The organism is Thiogranum sp. (assembly GCF_058323355.1).
Genome location: NZ_JBTTIO010000055.1, coordinates 21,700 through 38,012 on the forward strand (window position 1 = coordinate 21,700; position 16,313 = coordinate 38,012).

The window sequence follows — 16,313 nt, forward strand, 5'->3', positions numbered from 1 at the left end:
AAGCCCGTGTCTGATTTCGCTGGACAATCCGGTGCAGGATATGCAGCCCGGCATTCTGCCGGGCGTTCACTGCACATTGATGACCGGCAGTTTGCCAGGTGGGCGGAATTGCTTGAGGGGCGTGCGGGATTGTTTATTGCTCCGGAGCGAAAGTCATTTCTGGCGAGCGGTCTCAGGGCCAGGATGCGGGAGACAGGGTGTGAAGATCTTGGTGAGTATTACCGACTTCTTTCATCACCTGTACGGCAGGCCAGGGAATGGTCATTGCTGGTCGACCAGCTGACGGTTCACGAGACCTGCTTCTTTCGTCACGCATCGTCGATGCGACTGATCGAGGAAGTGGTTGTTCCGGATGTCATGTGCAGCAGTAACGCGTTCCATGCCTGGAGTGTTGCCTGCTCGACGGGCGAAGAGGCATACAGCCTGGCCATGTTAATCGACAACTTCTGCTCGGGACTGGATAAAAAGGCGCAGTATAGTGTAACCGGGACGGATATCAGTCTGCCCTCGTTGCGACAGGCGAGACAGGGATGCTACCCGGAAAGAAGGCTGAAGGATATTCCCGACGCTTACCGCGAAAAGTATTGTACACCGGTAACACAGGGCCGGTTTGGAATGGCGGGGCAATTGCAGAAGCGTGTTTGCTTTGCGCAGATCAACCTGCGGGATGTTGAATGTGCCCCGATGACCGACATGGATCTTGTGTTTTGCCAGAACCTGTTGATTTATTACGATCGGCAACGACGGCTGGAGATTGTTAACAGTCTGTCGGAGTTTCTCAGGCCGGGCGGTGTGCTGGTGCTGGGGCCGGGGGAATTGCTGAATTGGCAACATCCACATATGGAGAAAGTGCGTTACCAGGATACGCTTGCGTATCGCCGCACGGACTAAAAGCACTTGGTGCAGGATGGAAGGAACTAAAATGAATCAGGTAATCGACTTCAGTACACTGACGTGGGTTAAGAACGAACTGGATGAAACGCTTAAGGAAGCGCGCCAGTCTCTCGAAGCATACGTTGAAGATACGTCGGACACGGCTCAACCCGGATTCCTCGCTGCCCATCTCCACCAGGTGTACGGCACCCTGCAGATGGTCGAATTATATGGCGCTGCGCTGCTCGCGGAAGAAATGGAGCAGGTTGCAAAAGCCATAGCCGATGGCAGTGTTGCCCTGCAGGACGAGGCATGTGATGTCCTTATGCGGGCGATTTTACAACTACCCGATTACCTCGACCGCCTGATAGCGGGTTGTCAGGACATTCCACTGGTGTTGCTGCCCGTACTCAACGATTTGCGTGCAGTGCGTGGAGCAAACCTGCTTTCTGAAAATGTCATGTTTTCGCCGGATCTCGATGCGGCGCTGCCCGACAGTGTGTCGGCCTATAGCGTCGATGGGGATCTTGCTGCGGATGTGCGTGAGTTGCGTCACCGTTTCCAGATTGGCTTGCTTGGCTGGTTCCGCGGCGCCGGGAATGAGCAGAAGTCACTGGAGGCATTGTCCGGCGTGCTTGATACGCTGCACGGTGTTTGTGGCGCGGCGCCTGTGGCGCGCCTATGGTGGGTTGCGGCGGGCGTTGCCGATGCGATCCGGTCAGGCGCGCTCGATGGGAGCGTGGCGGTAAAACGGTTAATGGGGCAGGTCGACCGCCAGATCAAGCGTCTGGTGGATCATGGTGAGCAGAAGCTTGCACAGGAGCCTGCTGCGGACCTGTACAAGAACCTGCTGTTCTATGCGGCGCAGTCCAGAGGCGGTGGTGAGCGGATTGCAGCTATCCAGTCGACCTACAGGTTGCAGGAGCTGTTGCCTGGTGAAGAGGAAATGGCCGCTGCCAGAGAAAGCCTGGCCGGTCAGAACGCCGACCTGTTTGCCACGGTTGCTGTTGCGGTGAAGGAAGAATTGACGAGGCTCAAGGATCAGCTGGATATTGCATTGCGCAATGGCTGTGAAGATAGCGAAACCCTGCAGACAATGGTGCAGACACTGGGGTCGCTTGCCGACACGCTTGGCATGCTGAGTCTGGGGGAGGCGCGTGCAGCCGTTGTTTCAAGAGTGAATGAGCTTGGTGAGTGCGTGCAGGCAGGTGACGTGCCGTCGGATACCCTGTTGATGGACGTAGCCAGTACATTGTTGTTTGTTGAGTCATCTGTCGATTCCATGGGTTCAGGACGTTCTGTCGCAACACCGGCAGACAGTATCGATGAGCATCTGGCAAAGTCTGAATTCAATCAGGTCATGGATGTCGTGCTCCAGGAAGCGATAGCGGACCTTGCGCGTGCCAAGGAGGCAATAGTCGCCTGTACCCGGGGTGATGACGAAGCTGCCGGGATAGATCAGGTGCCCCAGTGGTTTAACCAGGTCAAGGGTGGCCTGTTGCTGCTAGAAGAGACGCGGGCAGCTTCTATTATTGACGCTGCGGCCAGGTATATCGAAGACAAGCTGATTCCAGGTGATGTGGAAACACCGGAAAACGAGCTCGACTCGCTGGCGGATGCCATCTGTGGTCTTGAGTACTATCTCGAAAGTCGCCGCGAGCGCCGGATGTACGGCAACTCGGCCATGAACGTTGCGGAAAAGGGCATCGAAACACTGGGCTATCCCGTTCAGGAAGATGATTCAGAACAACCGGATGTGCAGGCTGAAGAAGTGGCTGCGTGTGAAGATGTACTGGCGCCGTTCGATTCTGACATCGATGAGATTTCAGGTGTGGTCAAGGACGAACTTGCTGAAGAGGTGAGTGAGGTCGAGGCTGCCGATGAGGTTGAACTGTCGATCGTCGTTGAGGAAGAGCCGGCAGCTGAAGCCATTGCGGATCTGGATGAGACGGAGATTGTACTGGATCAGCCAGTCAGTGAAGAGGCTTCCGCTGAAGGACATGTCGATACGACGACTGGATGGGTTGTGGAAGAAGATGACGGTTTGGCAATTATTGGTGAAGAAATCGATGAGGAAATCCTCGAGATTTTCATTGAGGAAGCCGAGGAAGAGATCGAAAGCCTGGCCACCCTGTTGCCCCGGTGGATTGGAAACAATGAAGACAGCGATGCGCTGGAGACAGTGCGGCGCTCATTTCATACATTGAAGGGCAGTGGCCGCCTGGTGGGGGCCATGCGGATCGGTGAATTCGCCTGGGCCTACGAAAATATGCTGAACCGGGTCATTGATGGAACTGTTGAAGTCAGTGAGCCCATGACGGATATTCTCGAACGTGTGCTTGATGCACTGGTCGAGCTTGTCGGCCAGGTGAAGAACGGCACACCCGTTACGCAACCCGTTGCCTGGTTGATGGCGTGTGCAGACGCCATCAGTAAGCGCGAAGCACTTCCTTCAGCTCCCGATATGTCGCCCGTACAGGAAGATGCTCCCGCTGCTGAAGTCGAGGCTGAACCCCCGGCTACAGAAGCTGAATCCATGCAGTCGGAGTCAGCATCAGAAGAGATTGAAGCGGTGGATGACCTGGCGGCGGCTGATGACAGCCTGTTAGTCGACAGTGTGATGGACCCGATGCTGTACGAGATCTTTAATTCGGAATCACGCGGGCACCTGGAAGTGATACGTCAGTATCTTGGTCGGGTGGACAATGGAGAACCCGCCATAGACGACACATTGACCCGTGCGCTGCATACCCTGCACGGCAGTGCGCATATGGCCGGCAGTAACCCGATCGCCGACCTTGCCGGCGAGCTGGAAAGATATACCAAGCGGCTGGCTATGGCCGGTACCGGTATGCCCGAAGAAGGCTGTGTTGCGCTCCAGGAAAGTGTAAGCCAGATTCAGGATATGCTTGATGTGCTCCCGGGCGAACACCGTGCGCCGCAAGGTTTTGATGAATTGCTGGCACGGATTCAGGCGTTATGTGAATCTGCACCGGTGGTTGCGGATGAATTTGCATATTCAGAAGAAATCCCCGAGCCGTATGTTGAAGATGTCCGCGAAAGCGAGGCTGACGATCAACTGTATGCCGGTATCGATCCTGAATTGCTGGAAATTTTCCTTGAAGAAAGTGATGAGAATCTGGAGACCAGCGATGCAGCGCTGCATCGCTGGCGTACCGATGGTACGGATCGTGAGGCGCTGGCCGAGCTGCAACGTGCATTGCACACTGTAAAAGGTGGTGCGCGCATGGCGCAACTCGGGGTCGTGGGTGATCTGGCGCATGCGGTTGAATCACTGATTATCGCTGTCAACGACTGTGACGGGGTCGCCGATGAAAAGGCCCTCGAAGGTGTTCAGCGGGCCCAGGATGCACTGGTAAGCCTGCTTGACGAGGTCCGGGGCCACAGGCCGATGAGCGCCCAGGATGCGTTGATTGAAGAGCTTCAGGCGTTACGTGAACAGGTGATGTCCGGTCATGATGCTGATGAAGTTGCGGTTGAACCCGAAGCAGAGGATTCTGCGCCGCCAGCCGCTGAAGCAGGGGAATCACCCGCTGAAGTCGCCACAGCCGACAGCCTGTATGCGGAAATAGACCCCGAGCTGCTTGAAGTCTTCCTTGAGGAAGCGACGGACATTCTCGAGCACAGTGAAGAAACATTACAGAACTGGAAGGATGATGCTGGCAATCACGAGTTGATGGCCGAGTTCCAGCGCGAGCTGCATACCCTGAAAGGCGGCTCCAGAATGGCGGATATCACCGCGATCGGAGACCTGGCCCACGCCGTGGAATCACTGGTAGAGAAGGTGGCCGCGGGTGACGTCGAGGCCAGTACCCCGATGTTTTCCGTGTTGCAGAATGTGCATGATGCGTTGACTCACATGGTTGCCAATGTTGCGGCAAACAGGGCAATCGAGGAAAGCCCGGAGCTTATCGCCGATCTCGAAGCACTTCGTGAAGGCCGTGAGCTTGCCACGCGTACCCGTCAGCCGGAAAAAACCGAGGCTGCTGCACAGCCGGTGGTTGTGGAAAAAGACGGCGAGACGGAAGAACGAAGGACGCAGACCCGCTCCAGCCAGGAACTCGTTCGTGTCAAGGCATCGCTGCTGGACAGCCTGGTGAATTATGCCGGTGAAGTCAGTATCTACCGTTCACGCCTTGAACAGCAGGTCGGCGCCTATCGGTTTAACCTGGTTGAGCTGGACCAGACCGTTGCGCGTGTGCGTGAGCAATTGCGCAAGCTCGAGATCGAGACCGAAGCACAGGTGTTGTTCCGCTACGAGCGCGAAGCGGAGGAAAACAGTGGTGCTGAAGAGTTTGACCCGCTGGAAATGGACCGTTATTCCCATATGCAGCAGCTTTCGCGTTCATTGGTGGAAAGCTGCAGTGACCTTGGCAGTTTGCAGGGTCTGCTTGAAAATATTACCCGTGAATCGGAAACCCTGCTGTTGCAGCAGTCACGCGTCAACACAGAATTGCAGGAAGGTCTGATGCGCACCCGCATGGTGCCTTTCCTCGGTCTGGCGCCGCGGATGCGCCGTATTGTTCGCCAGACCTGTCAGGAGCTGGGCAAACAGGCCGAGCTTGAGCTGTCCGGTGCCGAAGGAGAAATGGACCGCACGGTGGTAGACCGGATTGTTGCACCGATCGAGCATATGCTGCGCAATGCCATATCCCACGGCATTGAAACACCTGAACAGCGCCGCAAGGCCGGCAAGCCCGAAGCCGGTACCATACGTATTACCTTCGAGCGTGAATCTTCCGATGTTGTGCTGAAGATAACCGATGATGGCGCAGGCATAAGCCTTGATGCCATTCGCCGCAAGGCTGTCGAACGCGGTCTGATGGACGAAAATGCCGTGCTGAGCGATAACGAAGTGCTCCAGTTTATTCTTGAGACCGGCTTTAGTACAGCAGACAAGGTGACACAGGTGTCAGGCCGTGGTGTTGGTATGGATGTGGTGAACAGCGAAGTCAAACAACTGGGCGGTTCGCTGCATATTGATTCTGTGCCGGGAGAAGGTACAACCTTCACGGTGCGCCTGCCGTTTACCCTGGCACTTAACCAGGCGTTGCTCATCGAGGTTGGTGAAGACACCTATGCGGTTCCGCTTTCGAGTGTGGAAGGTATCGTGCGCCTGCGCCGTGAAGACCTCAAGGGCTACTACGATGACCCGGATTCCCGTTTTGAATACGGTGGCTACGAGTATGAAGTGCGCCACCTCGGCAGCGTGCTGGGTACTGGCAGGCCCTATCTTGATGGTGGGCAGAAACGTTTGCCGGTGTTACTGGCCCGTTCCGGCGATCACGGTGTGGCTTTCCACGTTGAAAACCTGCTGGGCAGCCGCGAAATCGTTGTTAAATCGGTTGGCCCGCAGATCAGCACGGTACGCGGTGTATCCGGTGCGACCATTCTTGGCGACGGGCGGGTCGTGATGATCCTGGATATGGTCGCCATGCTGCGCGGTAGCGGCTACGCATCCGGTATGCTGGACCAGGTTCAGGAAATGATGCAACAGCCGGAAGCGCGTGAAGGGTTGACGGTCATGGTCGTGGATGACTCGATTACTGTGCGTAAGGTCACCACCCGATTGCTGGAGCGACACGATATGAATGTTATCTCGGCCAAGGATGGCGTTGATGCGGTCTCCAGGCTTCAGGAAAATATCCCTGATATAATGCTGCTCGATATCGAGATGCCGCGCATGGACGGTTTCGAACTCGCGACGCACATTCGTAACGAGCCGCGCTTGCGACATATTCCGATTATCATGATTACATCGCGTACCGGTGACAAGCATCGCCAGCGTGCGATGCAGATCGGCGTCAATCGCTACCTGGGCAAGCCATTCCAGGAAAGTGATTTGCTGGACAATATAACGGAACTGCTCGAGGAATAGACTTCGGATGGACGATTTACCACAGGATGTTCTGCGCGTCGCTGTGCTGGCGGCCGAGCGCGAGCGGAGTGGTTTTCGCGCCTTGCTCGAAGAAGAAGGGCTGGAAGTGGTTCTCGATGGCATTCTTGAACTGCCACTGCCGGTCATCTGGAACGGTGCGGAAGTGCTGCTGGTCGGCATGGATGGTGAACAGGTTGACAGGGCGAAAGTCCGCGGCGTATTGCAACAGTCCCCGGTTCCGGTATTACTGAATCACGGTGGTATAGGCCAGGGTGAAATCTGGAACCGGCGCCTGATTGGTAAATTACAAACGCTGGCGCGCCGGGCCCTTCCGCATGCCCGGCTCGACGATACAGATAACAATCGCCCGGATCTCAGGGTGGTTGAGAATACAGGCGCAGCTGCCGATGTTTCCGCCCCGTGGGTGGTTGTGCTGGGTGGATCGATTGGCGGTCCTGTTGCGCTGGCACGGTTTCTGAAAGCACTGCCACCCGATCTCCCTCTCGTCCTGCTTGTGGCACAGCACATCTCGGAATCGTTCCAGGACCTGCTTGCCGAGCAGCTTGACCGTTGCAGCCGCTGGCCAGTTGCCCTGCTGGGTGATGAACAGGTGCTGGAAGCCGGACAGGTGTGGATGGTCCCCGCCGAACGCAGGGTTGAGCTCGACAAACAGCGCCGTGCGACACGACTGGACCGGGCGTGGGACACGGTCTACCAGCCGGATATCGATTCGCTGCTGGAAAGTGTTGCGGCAGGGTGTGGGGCGCGTTGCGGGGTTATCCTGTTCAGCGGCCTGGGCGAAGATGGTTCGCGTGGTTGTTCGGCAGTGTCCGGATACGGCGGTTTTGTATGGACACAAAGCGCGGACAGTTGCACGATTTCAAATCTTCCGGATGCGGCTGGACGATCCTGCCGGGTCGAGTTCAGCGGAACTCCGGAACAACTGGCCGAGCAACTGGCACTGCGCTGCCAGCTTGCCCAGGCTGGCATAAACTGAATTTTGACAGGGAGTGGTAGATCATGAATGCAGTCGTTGAATCGGTACGAAGCCTGTGGGTGCCACTGGAAGGTGTGAACCTGTTGCTGCCAAACGTAGCTGTGGCAGAAGTTATTAATTACCAGCCACTGGACATGATCCAGTCAGGCCCCGACTGGCTGCTGGGCGGTCTGCACTGGCGTGACAAGGCATTGCCGCTCATTTCCATGGAGCGCCTGTGTGGTTTCAGTTTGCCGCAGGGTGGGCGGGGAGCGCGTATTTCCATCCTCAACTCTGTGCAGGCAGATTCGGATATTGCGTTCTATGCCATAGTGACGGCAGGTATACCGCGGCTGTTCAGTGCGGATGAAGATGCGCTCGGACCGTCGCTGATGGCGGCCAATAACCTGCCCGATACGGTGGCGGACTGTGTGCAGATCGGTAGTGAGCAGGCGCTGATTCCCAACCTGGAAGTGGTCCAGACCGTGGTTGCCGAAGTGTGGAAAGGCGTATCTGCTCAGCTATCCGAGGCCTGAGCTGAGAGGTCGCCCCACAGCATTTGCAGCGCAGCCAGCGCTGCCAGCGCTGCCGTTTCAGTACGCAGTATTCTCGGCCCGAGGCAAACCGGTTGAAAACCCATTGTCTCGGCCAGACGTATTTCTTCCTGTTTCAGTCCACCTTCCGGGCCAATCAATACCCGGACGCGGTTTGTTGGTGGCAGGTCTTTCAGTGTCGTGCCGGCATGGGGTGATAGCACGAGACCCGTTCCGTCAGCCGGTTTTTCCAGCCAGCTATCGAGCGTGGCCGGTGTCTGCAGTTCAGGGATATGAACCCGTCCCGACTGTTCGCAGGCTGAACGTACGACACCTCGCCAGTGTGCCAGGCGTTTCTCCCGCCGTTTTTCATCCAGCCGTACCTGTGACCGTTGTGTCCACAGCGGCGCAATACAATTTACGCCAAGTTCCACGGATTTCTGCAGCACAAAATCCATACGTTCCCCGCGTGAGATGCCTTGCCCCAGTTCGATGTGCAGCGGGGATTCGCGATGTGGCGAAACTTTCCGATCCAGCCGTACCCTGGCCTGCTTTTTTGTGGCCTGGTCCAGCCGGGCGGTGTATTCATAGCCGTCGCCGTTAAACATGACCAGCGTGTCCCCCGGTTTCAGGCGCAGTACACGCAGCAGATAGTGGCTGTTGCGTTCATCCAGCAGGATGCCGGCGCCTTCAGTCAGCGGCTGGTCAACGTAAAAGCGTGACAGGCGCATTAATCTGCAACGGCCTTTTGTATGCCTTCCCAGGCCACCTTGACCATCTTGTCGATCTCATCCCTGCTGATGATGTATGGCGGCATGAAATACACAACATTACCCAGTGGCCGCAGCAGTACGCCGTTTTCCAGGCCGTGCCGGTAGACTTTCAGTCCTCGTCGTTCCTGCCAGGCGTAGGGTTGCCGGGTTTTTTTGTCCTTCACCAGTTCGATCGCCAGTATCATGCCGGTCTGACGGACTTCCGCGACATGGGGGTGTTCGCGGAAATGTGCCGTGGCCTGTCCCATATAAGCCGCAAGTTCGCGATTCTGTGTAATGACCGGGTCTTTCGAGAAGATTTCCAGTGTAGCCAGGGCTGCGCGGCAGGCCAGTGCATTGCCGGTGTAGCTGTGAGAATGCAGGAAGGCTGACAGTTTTTCGTAGTCGTCATAGAAGGCCTGGTAGACGGATTCACGCGTCAACACGGCCGACAGGGGCAGGTAGCCGCCGGTCAGTCCCTTGGACAGGCAGATGAAGTCCGGGCTGATGCCGGCCTGTTCGCAGGCGAACAGGGTACCGGTACGGCCAAATCCGACGGCGACTTCATCGGCGATCAGGTGAACATTGTGACGGTCACAGGCCTCTCGCAGCAGCTCCAGGTAAACCGGGTCATACATGCGCATGGAGCCGGCGCATTGCACCAGTGGCTCGACAATGACCGCGCAGACTTCTCCCGCGTGGCGTTCGAGTGCGCGTTCCATGTGTGCGAAAGCGCGGCGGCTGTAGTCGGCACAGGTTTCCCCCTCCTCGCGCAGGTAGCAGTCGGGTGACTGCACGCGAAGGGTTTCCATCAATAACGGGCCGTAGGTATCCCGGTACAGCTGCACATTACCCACGGCGAGTGCACCGAGCGTTTCACCGTGGTAGCTGTTTTCCAGCGTGATGAATTTTGTCTTGCCGGGCTGTCCCTGGTTGAGCCAGTAATGGAAGCTCATCTTCAGCGCGACTTCGACGGCCGATGAACCATTGTCGGCGAAAAAGCAGCGATCCAGTCCCGCAGGTGTGAGTGATACCAGCTTTTCAGCAAGTTCAACTGCAGCGGTATGGGTAAAGCCTGCCAGGATCGTGTGTTCCAGCGTATTGAGTTGATCGGTCAGCGCCGCGTTAATATACGGGTTGCAGTGCCCGAACAGGTTGACCCACCAGGAACTGATGGCATCCAGGTAACGGTTACCTTCAAAGTCTTCCAGCCATACGCCTTCGCCGCGCCGGATCGGGATCATCGGCAGCCATTCGTGGTCCTTCATCTGCGTGCAGGGATGCCAGATGACTGACAGGTCGCGTGCGGCAAGCTCAGCGTTGAGGTTTGTTTTCGAGGTCATGGATATCGGCTTCCCGGGTACAGTTGAATGGTGCAGTGTTGCACCCCGGCCCCGCTCAGTCGAGGCCGAGCTGTTCCCAGATGAGGCGCGACGGTTCGGCCCGGTTCATGGTGTAGAAATGCAGTCCGGGCGCACCGGCGTCCAGTAACTGACGGCACATATTCGTGACGACTTCTGTGCCGAAGGCGCGAATGGCCTTGCTGTCATCACCACAGGCTTCCAGGCGTTTGCGGATCCAGCGCGGAATTTCCGCACCGCACATGTCGGAGAAACGCGCCAGTTGCGTATAGTTGGTGATGGGCATGATGCCCGGTACAACGGGAATGTCCAGGCCGCGTTTTTCGCAAAGATCGACAAAGCTGAAATAGGCGTCCGCATTATAAAAATATTGCGTAATGGCGCTGTCGGCGCCCGCCTCGACCTTGCGTTTGAAGTTGTCGATATCAGCCAGCGCGTTGGGTGCCTGGGGATGGAATTCCGGGTAGGCCGCGACTTCAATGTGGAAATGGTCGCCGGTTTCCGCGCGAATAAATTCAACCAGTTCGTTCGCATAGCGGAATTCCCCCGGCTGCCCCATGCCGGACGGAAGATCACCGCGTAACGCGACAATGTGGCGGATATTTTCTTTCCGGTACCTGTTCAGGATGTCACGAATACTTTCTTTCGTGGAGCCTACGCATGACAGGTGAGGCGCCGCCTCGATGCCTGAATCCTGTTGTATTTCCCGGACGGTATCGAACGTACGTTCCCGGGTTGAACCGCCGGCGCCAAATGTGACAGAAAAGAACCGTGGTTTGAGTTTTGCCAGTTCATCGCGTGTTACCCGCAGCTTTGCTGCACCTTCATCGGTTTTGGGCGGGAAAAACTCGAAACTGTAAACGCGAGGGTATTTTTTTTGTGATTCCATGAGTATCAATGACTCCGGTCAGTGCCGGGGGAATTCGTCCCCCGGCACAACTCAGTTACCGCTCGAATCAGTAACGATAGTGGTTTGGTTTGTACGGACCTTCTACCGGAATCCCCAGGTATTCCGCCTGTTCTGGCGTCAGTTCAGTCAACTGTGCACCGATCTTCTTCAGGTGCAGACGCGCGACCTTTTCATCCAGGTGTTTCGGCAATACAAAGACTTCGTTTTTGTAGCTTGAACCATTGCTGAACAGTTCCATCTGCGCCATCACCTGGTTGGTGAAAGAGGCTGACATCACGAAACTCGGGTGACCGGTCGCACAGCCCAGGTTGACCAGGCGCCCCCTGGCAAGAATGATGATCTTCTTGCCGTCCGGGAAGATGACGTGATCGACCTGTGGCTTGATTTCTTCCCACTGGTATTTTTCCAGGGAGGCAATATCGATTTCCGAATCGAAATGACCGATGTTGCAGACGATGGCTTCATTCTTCATGGCCGCCATGTGGTCGTGGGTGATCACACTCATGTTGCCTGTGGTGGTGACAAAAATGTCACCGATGCCGGCAGCTTCTTCCATGGTGACCACGCGATAACCTTCCATGGCCGCCTGCAGGGCGCAGATCGGATCAATTTCCGTCACCAGCACCGTCGCGCCCATGCCACGGTAGGCTTGCGCACAACCCTTGCCGACGTCGCCGTAACCGAGTACGACACAGATCTTGCCGGCAATCATTACGTCGGTGGCGCGCTTGATGCCGTCGATCAATGACTCTCGGCAACCGTACAGGTTGTCGAACTTGGACTTGGTCACCGAGTCGTTGACGTTCATGGCGGGGAACAGCAGATCGCCGGTTTCCTGCATCTGGTACAGGCGGTGAACACCGGTGGTGGTTTCTTCGGTGACGCCCTTGATGCTGTCAGCCATTTTCCGCCACATGCCCGGGTTGTTTTCCAGGTTGCGTCGCAGCACGTCGAGAATGGCTTTCCATTCCTCGTTGTCGTCGGCCATGGGTTCCGGCACAGCGCCGGCCTTTTCGAATTCCACGCCCTTGTGGACCAGCAGGGTGGCGTCGCCGCCATCGTCGAGGATCATGTTGGGCATCTGTCCGTCGGGCCAGTTCAGGGCCTGTTCGGTGCACCACCAGTATTCCTCGATGGTCTCGCCTTTCCAGGCGAATACCGGCACACCCGCTGCTGCGACCGCAGCGGCGGCCTGATCCTGGGTGGAGTAAATGTTGCACGAGGCCCAGCGCACGTCGGCGCCGAGCTCGACCAGTGTTTCAATCAGCACGGCGGTCTGGATGGTCATGTGCAGGCTGCCGGTAATACGCGCGCCCTTGAGCGGTTTCTGTGCGCCAAACTCCTCGCGCAGTGCCATCAGGCCGGGCATTTCGACTTCCGCAATGCGGATTTCCTTGCGGCCCCAGTCGGCCAGCGAAATGTCGGCAACTTTATAATCGTCAGTGGAATCGAGAACAGCGTTCATGATGCATCTCCCTTAAAGGTTGCTTAAGGTCGAGCGCCGTTGTTTTGAGATGCTGGTTTCCCCGAGCCTGGCGGGCATCGCCCGCTGCAGCGCCCCTCGGGGAACACAGCCGAATTTGAAAGTCTGCGATTATCGCCAATTCATAACGTCAGGCCAAGGGGTAAAGCGCCGGGGAGCACTAGATTCTCGCGTCAGCCCGCAGGATTTCCGCCTTGTCGGTATTTTCCCAGGTAAAGCCTTCCTGCTCGCGACCAAAGTGTCCGTAGGCGGCTGTTTTCCGGTACTTGATCCTGTCTGTGTTGAGCAGGTCGAGCATTTTCAGAATGCCATAGGGCCGCAGGTCAAAGTGCTCGCGTACCAGCTCGGTAATGCGTTCATCGCTGATCTTGCCGGTGCCGAAAGTCTCGACCATGATCGAGGTCGGGTCTGCCACACCAATGGCGTAGGACACCTGGATTTCACAGCGATCCGCCAGTCCGGCCGCGACGATATTCTTGGCGACATAGCGACCGGCATAGGCGGCTGAGCGATCCACCTTGGACGGATCCTTGCCGGAGAAAGCCCCGCCGCCGTGACGTGCTGCGCCACCATAGGTATCGACAATGATCTTGCGCCCGGTCAGGCCGGCATCGCCCATTGGACCACCGATCACAAAGGCGCCGGTGGGGTTGATGTGGTACTGCGTATCGGCCATCAACCATTCACTTGGCAGCACGGGCCTGATGATGTGTTCCATCACGGCCTCTTCCAGTTCCCTGTGGTCGATTTCCGGTGCATGCTGGGTGGACAGCACGACTGCATCGATAGCCACCGGCTTATTATTCCTGTAACGGAAGGTCACCTGGCTTTTGGCGTCCGGTCGCAGCCATGACAGCACGCCCCGGCGGCGCATTTCCGCCTGGCGCTGTACCAGGCGGTGTGCGTAGGTGATCGGTGCCGGCATCAGCACATCGGTTTCATTGGTGGCGTAGCCGAACATCAGGCCCTGGTCGCCCGCGCCCTGGTCCTCCGGCTTCGACCGATCCACACCCTGGTTGATATCCGGCGACTGGACACCGATAGCCGTCATGACGGCACAGGTCTCGTAGTCGAAGCCCATCTCTGAACTGGTGTAGCCGATAGACTTGATGGTGTCGCGCATGATGTGTTCATAATCGGGCCTGGCGGTGGTGGTAATTTCGCCGGCGATCATGACCATGCCTGTTTTGAAGAGTGTCTCGCAGGCCACGCGTGCATGGGGATCTTCGGCAAGAATGGCATCGAGAACAGCATCCGACACCTGGTCGGACATCTTGTCCGGGTGACCTTCGGAAACCGATTCAGAGGTAAAAAGGTGTTCGCTCATTATATTTATCTCCTGAAAACAAAAAACCCGCCTGGCGTCAGCTCAAGCGGGTTCTGGAAATTCTTGTTTTTCCTCGCTTTAGCCGTATTTGTATAGCGCCCGCAATCTGATTTCAAATCAGCGCTCAACCCGGATTGTAGAGCTAATCGTGTCGTGCGGCAACAATTAATGTAAAGGGTTGGGTTGTCAGTTGTAGGTTTGGCTGCACAGTTTATCCCATAGCAGGTCAAAATTCGGGATATCGTTTTCCAGGTAACTCGACTGTCTGCCGACATAGATAAAGCGTTGGTATTCATGCAGTATTTCATCATTCGCGAGAAACTGAACCTCACCGCAGGTCACAGCTCGGTTGTTGAATCCGCGGTGAAAGAAGGTGTGCCTGAAGCTGGCGGCATCGGCCTCAGGGTGGTTTTTGAGCACCATGTCCTGCCCACGTTGCACCCAGGCTCTCTGGATGCGAGGCTCATCGGCAAACGCCGGGTTAACCGCGTCGGGCAAGGTGTCTTCAGCAATTTCCTGGTTTGATTGCGGCGCGTCGGTTGATGTGCCCGGGGAGAGTGTTTTTTTGAGAACAATGATGTTGGTTTGTTCGTCAAGCCCGGTACCCCGGGCAATGTGAGCAGTTGTGTCATCTTCAGTGAACCCGAAGTAGCCGAAGACCAGTGCAAGCCCGGCTATGGCGAGACCGCTAACCAGAAATTTGTCGGGTTTCATGATTCGATTATCGCGGAAAAAGAAAAAGGCCCGCAATAGCGGGCCTTCAGGTTCAAGCCGGACAATTCGTCAGTTGTACTGGTTATCTTCTACATCATCATCTTCCTCTGCTTCATCGAGCAGGGTACATGACTTGTTGGCAGAGCTATGTTCGATGCCGACCACTTCAAAGTTGGCATCGCCATCGCCACACGTCAGGGTCGTCGTTCTGGATGTGTCAAAGGCGGCAAACTGTCCCGAGATCGAGTCATTCACCAGGCAACTTGCACCATAGCCACCCTTTGCGCGTTTGAACGTGTGGATTCTGCCGGATGCGCGGTGACGAATCTTCAGTTCGTGTATATCCGATTCGTCTTCCTCGGCTACCGCAGAGCAATCCAGCGCAGCATCGTTGTGGTAATAGAGAACATTGTTTTGTCCCCTGTACCAGTGCTGGTGACCGGTTGCCTGGAGCAGGATATTCTTGCTGGCGCTGGAATCACCCAGTACCAGCGAGATATCAACGCCGTCACTGTTATCGATCTGGCTGGTGTCGGCCTTGGAAGCGCTGAAGTTGAACCGGCCCTTGTTGCAATCGAGTGTTGCATCCAGGCTTGGTGAACCCGCAACCCATGCGCGATACTTGTTCTTGTTGCCCACCTTGCTGAAAGATCCGATCGGGAAATCAAACGTTTCACCGTCCATGGACAGCGAAATCAGTGACTGGGTCGGGTCAAAACCGGCGGGACAACCGGCTGACAGGCTGGCCTTGATCTTGGACCTTGAGATGCCGTATGAACCCATGTGACGGTAGTGCTTCTTGCCGTCCCGGATCTTGACTTTCTTGACGTCAAAACACATGGCTACCGGGGGTACGACGGGTGCTATAGCGCCGATCTGTCCTTTGGCGCCACCATTCCAGTTTGCGCTACAGCTTCCGGTAAAGTTATTGTTTTCAACAAGGAGCGTCATGCCAATTTCGGCGCCTACGGTGTAATCACCCGCAGTCACCAGTGCTCCGCCTGTTATTGCAAACCGCGCATCCAGGTTGGCGCCTGTAGCCGTGCTGGCCGGGTCAATGCCAATAGCGACAATTTCGCCGGTCAGCAGCGTGCCGGAGTATTCAGGTACAAAGTCCTGGTTCAGGTCGATGTCTCCGGTGACGGCGAGATCATCGCCTCCGGGGTCGCCGCCTACCAGGTTACAGTTGTTGTCCAGTGACACGTTGAGCGTGACAGCCGGCGCCGTGGCAAGCGGGAAGATTGTTAGTGGCGTGCCACCCGTCTGGGTGTAATCCAGAGGCGTGGCGTTGACGCTCAGTGTGCCGGTGGTTGAATCAAACGTAGTCGTACCACCGGAATTGTAGTTAAAAATCGGTTCCCCAGGTGTCACGCCCAGTAGTGCCGCGGACGCAACGCTCGACAGTAAAGGTAGTGCTATTGCGGTAATCAGAGCGGTCTTTTTGAACGGCATCTCCGGTTCTCCCTGTTATTTTACTTATGTAGA

At 56.5% G+C, this 16,313-nt stretch carries 11 protein-coding genes and 1 riboswitch; of the genes, 4 read left to right on the forward strand and 7 right to left on the reverse strand.

The window, feature by feature from the left end; genetic code table 11:
• Positions 1-6: 6 nt before the first annotated feature.
• From ACW81B_RS07780 to ACW81B_RS07795, 4 genes are read left to right on the forward strand one after another with little or no spacing between them, the layout of a single operon-like run.
• The gene (locus ACW81B_RS07780; protein ID WP_491579649.1) at positions 7-891 is read left to right on the forward strand and encodes a CheR family methyltransferase; all 885 of its coding nucleotides are present in this window, start codon (positions 7-9) and stop codon (positions 889-891) included.
• A 31-nt stretch (positions 892-922) separates the two neighbouring features.
• Positions 923-6,772, forward strand: a complete 5,850-nt coding sequence (locus ACW81B_RS07785; RefSeq protein ID WP_491579650.1) for a hybrid sensor histidine kinase/response regulator — start codon at positions 923-925, stop codon at positions 6,770-6,772.
• Between the two features lie 7 nt (positions 6,773-6,779).
• A complete protein-coding gene (locus ACW81B_RS07790) occupies positions 6,780-7,769 on the forward strand; it encodes a chemotaxis protein CheB (protein WP_491579651.1) in 990 nt (329 codons plus the stop codon).
• Positions 7,770-7,792: 23 nt separating this feature from the next.
• Positions 7,793-8,284, forward strand: a complete 492-nt coding sequence (locus ACW81B_RS07795; RefSeq protein WP_491579652.1) for a chemotaxis protein CheW — start codon at positions 7,793-7,795, stop codon at positions 8,282-8,284.
• Here the strand turns inward: ACW81B_RS07795 and ACW81B_RS07800 are convergent.
• From ACW81B_RS07800 to ACW81B_RS07830, 7 genes are all read right to left on the reverse strand, one after another.
• On the reverse strand, positions 8,266-9,012 hold the full coding sequence (locus tag ACW81B_RS07800; protein ID WP_491579653.1) for a 16S rRNA (uracil(1498)-N(3))-methyltransferase: 747 nt from the start codon (positions 9,010-9,012) through the stop codon (positions 8,266-8,268). The genes ACW81B_RS07795 and ACW81B_RS07800 overlap by 19 nt on opposite strands.
• Positions 9,012-10,376, reverse strand: a complete 1,365-nt coding sequence (locus tag ACW81B_RS07805) for an adenosylmethionine--8-amino-7-oxononanoate transaminase (protein WP_491579654.1) — start codon at positions 10,374-10,376, stop codon at positions 9,012-9,014. Before ACW81B_RS07805 ends, ACW81B_RS07800 begins: the two co-directional genes overlap by 1 nt.
• A gap of 55 nt (positions 10,377-10,431) precedes the next feature.
• Positions 10,432-11,283, reverse strand: coding sequence for a methylenetetrahydrofolate reductase [NAD(P)H] (metF, locus tag ACW81B_RS07810; protein ID WP_491579655.1), 852 nt, complete (start codon positions 11,281-11,283; stop codon positions 10,432-10,434).
• Between the two features lie 67 nt (positions 11,284-11,350).
• Entirely contained in the window at positions 11,351-12,769 is a 1,419-nt protein-coding gene (gene ahcY, locus ACW81B_RS07815; protein WP_491579656.1) for an adenosylhomocysteinase, read from the reverse strand.
• Between the two features lie 24 nt (positions 12,770-12,793).
• A riboswitch (S-adenosyl-L-homocysteine riboswitch) is annotated at positions 12,794-12,873 on the reverse strand.
• 74 nt (positions 12,874-12,947) lie between these two features.
• Positions 12,948-14,114, reverse strand: coding sequence for a methionine adenosyltransferase (metK, locus tag ACW81B_RS07820; RefSeq protein WP_491579657.1), 1,167 nt, complete (start codon positions 14,112-14,114; stop codon positions 12,948-12,950).
• Between the two features lie 186 nt (positions 14,115-14,300).
• The gene (locus ACW81B_RS07825; RefSeq protein WP_491579658.1) at positions 14,301-14,828 is read right to left on the reverse strand and encodes a hypothetical protein; all 528 of its coding nucleotides are present in this window, start codon (positions 14,826-14,828) and stop codon (positions 14,301-14,303) included.
• A 69-nt stretch (positions 14,829-14,897) separates the two neighbouring features.
• Positions 14,898-16,280 (reverse strand): hypothetical protein, encoded by a 1,383-nt coding sequence (locus tag ACW81B_RS07830; RefSeq protein ID WP_491579659.1) that lies wholly within the window; start codon positions 16,278-16,280, stop codon positions 14,898-14,900.
• Positions 16,281-16,313: the final 33 nt, after the last annotated feature.

Bases quoted from the DNA above. Each gene is read 5' to 3' on its own strand.
- ACW81B_RS07785 (WP_491579650.1), top strand. From the start codon at position 923: ATGAATCAGGTAATCGACTTCAGTACACTGACGTGGGTTAAGAACGAA.
- ACW81B_RS07790 (WP_491579651.1), top strand. From the start codon at position 6,780: ATGGACGATTTACCACAGGATGTTCTGCGCGTCGCTGTGCTGGCGGCC.
- ACW81B_RS07795 (WP_491579652.1), top strand. From the start codon at position 7,793: ATGAATGCAGTCGTTGAATCGGTACGAAGCCTGTGGGTGCCACTGGAA.
- ACW81B_RS07800 (WP_491579653.1), bottom strand. From the start codon at position 9,012: ATGCGCCTGTCACGCTTTTACGTTGACCAGCCGCTGACTGAAGGCGCC.
- ACW81B_RS07805 (WP_491579654.1), bottom strand. From the start codon at position 10,376: ATGACCTCGAAAACAAACCTCAACGCTGAGCTTGCCGCACGCGACCTG.
- metF (WP_491579655.1), bottom strand. From the start codon at position 11,283: ATGGAATCACAAAAAAAATACCCTCGCGTTTACAGTTTCGAGTTTTTC.
- ahcY (WP_491579656.1), bottom strand. From the start codon at position 12,769: ATGAACGCTGTTCTCGATTCCACTGACGATTATAAAGTTGCCGACATT.
- metK (WP_491579657.1), bottom strand. From the start codon at position 14,114: ATGAGCGAACACCTTTTTACCTCTGAATCGGTTTCCGAAGGTCACCCG.
- ACW81B_RS07825 (WP_491579658.1), bottom strand. From the start codon at position 14,828: ATGAAACCCGACAAATTTCTGGTTAGCGGTCTCGCCATAGCCGGGCTT.
- ACW81B_RS07830 (WP_491579659.1), bottom strand. From the start codon at position 16,280: ATGCCGTTCAAAAAGACCGCTCTGATTACCGCAATAGCACTACCTTTA.